This is a genomic window from Neokomagataea anthophila, assembly GCF_018122595.1.
GTDB classification, from domain to species: domain Bacteria; phylum Pseudomonadota; class Alphaproteobacteria; order Acetobacterales; family Acetobacteraceae; genus Gluconobacter; species Gluconobacter anthophilus.
Map to the genome: position 1 here is coordinate 1 of NZ_JAGRQH010000221.1, position 221 is coordinate 221.

1 pseudogene is annotated in these 221 nt (G+C 56.1%); it reads right to left on the reverse strand.

The annotated features are described in order from the left end of the window. Positions 1 to 221: pseudogene (locus KB213_RS12525) on the reverse strand (VWA domain-containing protein); the annotation flags it as partial.

The following is a 221-nucleotide window of genomic DNA, read 5'->3' on the forward strand; positions in this document are numbered from 1 at the left end:
GAAGGGCTACGCGTCCTTGGTCAACATGATCGTGCAGTAAGAGGGGCGTGCCGTTTGGACCATTCATGAGGTCTTCGACGTGTGTCTCGTCTTCGTGTAGGGCGCGATACCTTGGGCCCCAATTGGGATTAAGCCCTTCCGTTACGGGATGGAGGTGGCCGAGGGGTTCTAAACTCGCTTTGAAGGAGCCGGTTAATAGGCCGTTATCAGGGACATGGGCT